This window comes from Nocardiopsis sp. TNDT3 (assembly GCF_003427465.1).
GTDB classification, from domain to species: domain Bacteria; phylum Actinomycetota; class Actinomycetes; order Streptosporangiales; family Streptosporangiaceae; genus Nocardiopsis; species Nocardiopsis dassonvillei.
Genome location: NZ_QPFC01000425.1, coordinates 1 through 2,331 on the forward strand (window position 1 = coordinate 1; position 2,331 = coordinate 2,331).

Below are 2,331 nucleotides of genomic sequence, written 5' to 3' on the forward strand. Positions count from 1 at the left end.
GCGGCCAGGGGGGCGGCCACGGGCCCGGGGGGCGCGGGCGCCCGGCTGGTCCGCCCGGCTCGCCCGCACTCCCCGCACGTGCCTTCACGACGTGTGCCTTCCCAACGCAGGAAGAAGCCCCTCCCGGACGGAGCTCGGGAGGGGCTGCCTGGGATGAGCCGACGGCGTGTCCGGCCGGGATGGCGTCAGGAGCGCGCCTTGGCGGTGCGGCGGTCGTTCTCCTTGCGCAGCGCCTCGACCAACTGGTCCTTGTTCATGTTCGAGCGCCCCTGGACGCCGAGCTTCTTCGCCTGCTCGTAGAGGTGCTCCTTGCTGGCGTTGGCGTCCACTCCCCCGGCGGTCTTCTTGTCCTTACCGCGTCCGCGCGCGGCCTTGGGGTTGGACGCCTGCTCGTCCGAGGGGCCCGAGCGCTGCTTGGGCACCCAGCGGTCGCCCTGCTTCTCGAATTCGTGCTTGACCGCCGCGAAGGCGACGCGGTGCGCGCGCTCGCCCTCCCCGTACTCCTCCACAGCGGAGTCGTGCGCCTTGATCCAGGTGCGTTGGGCCTTCTTCGGAGACCGCTGGAGGGTCGACGGAAGTTCGCTTGCACCGGGCATGGTCATCACTCCCTCGTCGTGCGCCTACACGGTCCGCCTGCCCGGGGAGGGACCGCCAAAACACCGCGGCCCGCCGGTGCGGCGAGGGGTCGGGACGCCGGTGCTACGGGAACCGGTGCCCCGAGGGCACCACGAGCGCACCCGGGTCACCGGGTGGCCGCACGTCCCCCTCTCCCCCCGCGAGCTGGGCTCCGTCACTACTGGTGATTCAACGGATGCACGTTTACCGAAACGACACCATAGTGAATCCACGGCCGAAGGGAGCCGGTCACCCGGCCCCCTCCTCCGCCACCGAGAGGCGGGGCGGCCACCGCCGACCACTGCGGGTGCCCATATGGTTACCTTACGGTAATGTCGGCTTTCCCCCCACGGGAGACCCTTGGTCCGCGAACACCGCGAGGTGCGCGGATTCCCGCTGCACGAGAAAAAGGAAAAACCGTGCGAACATACCCCCTTTCCCCCGAAGAGACCGACGGCGCACAACACGGCCCCCGCTCCCGCGTGGCCCGGTTCGCCGCCCGCGCGGGTATGACCCTGGCGCTCACCGCCGGGCTGACCGGCGTCGTCGTCTCCCCGGCCCAGGCCGCCAACCCGTACGAGCGCGGCCCCGCGCCGACCGAGTCGAGCGTCACCGCCGAGGAGGGCTACTTCGACACCGACGAAGAGAGCGTGTCCTCGCTGGTGAGCGGGTTCGGCGGCGGCACGATCTACTACCCCACCGACACCAGCGAGGGAACGTTCGGCGGCGTCGTCATCGCGCCCGGCTACACGGCGAGCCAGTCCTCGATGGCGTGGATGGGCCACCGGATCGCCTCGCAGGGCTTCGTGGTGTTCACGATCGACACCAACACCCGCTACGACCAGCCCGACAGCCGGGGACGCCAGATCGAGGCCGCCCTGGACTACCTGGTCGACGACAGCGACGTGTCCGACCAGGTGGACGGCGACCGCCTGGCCGTCATGGGCCACTCGATGGGCGGCGGCGGCACGCTCGCGGCCGCCGAGGACCGGCCGGAGCTGCGCGCGGCGATTCCGCTGACCCCCTGGCACCTCCAGAAGGACTGGTCGGACGTCGAGGTGCCCACGATGATCATCGGCGCGGAGAACGACAGCATCGCGTCGGTCAACTCGCACTCCATCCCGTTCTACGAGAGCCTGGACGGCGACCTGGAGCGCGCCTACCTGGAGCTGGAGGGCGCGAGCCACTTCGCGCCCAACCTCTCCAACACGATCATCGCCAGGTACAGCATCTCCTGGCTCAAGCGCTTCGTCGACGAGGACGAGCGCTACGAGCAGTTCCTGTGCCCGCCGCCCGACACCGGGTTCTTCTCCGACTTCTCGGACTACCGGGACTCCTGCCCGCACATCACCTGACCCCGCACCGGCGCCGCGGGGCCGCTCCGGCCCCGTGGTCTCCGGAACCGCGACACGGCGGCGGCCCGGCGGACCCTCCCCCGGGCCGCCGCCCGTGTGTTCGGGCAGGAAGGCCGTCCTCACCGACGAGCACGGACGGGAACACCGTCCACGGGCTCCGGTCAACGCGCAAGCCGAGGGTGGTGTCGTTGGCGGTGGTTGTGGCTGTGGCGGCACCAAAGGCGGCGGGTGTCCGGGGACTCCGATCAACGCCCTGGTTGCGGGTGGTGGCCGGAGGTAGCGTCGCCAGCTGCCGCGTAGTGGTGCGGGAGGGCGATCAACGCTTGTTGTGCGCGCGTGGTGAGGCTTTGCTGCGTTGGCA

General features: G+C 70.7%; 2 protein-coding genes. One reads left to right on the forward strand and one right to left on the reverse strand.

Going from position 1 to position 2,331, the window contains the following annotated elements:
* Nucleotides 1–185: 185 nt before the first annotated feature.
* Nucleotides 186–596, reverse strand: a complete 411-nt coding sequence (locus DQW06_RS11165; RefSeq protein ID WP_174547560.1) for a ChaB family protein — start codon at nucleotides 594–596, stop codon at nucleotides 186–188.
* 438 nt (nucleotides 597–1,034) lie between these two features.
* Between DQW06_RS11165 and DQW06_RS11170 the strand changes: the two genes are divergently transcribed.
* Nucleotides 1,035–1,970 carry a serine aminopeptidase domain-containing protein gene (locus DQW06_RS11170; RefSeq protein WP_013155582.1) on the forward strand — a complete coding sequence of 312 codons (936 nt, stop codon included), beginning with the start codon at nucleotides 1,035–1,037 and terminating at the stop codon, nucleotides 1,968–1,970.
* Nucleotides 1,971–2,331 lie beyond the last annotated feature (361 nt).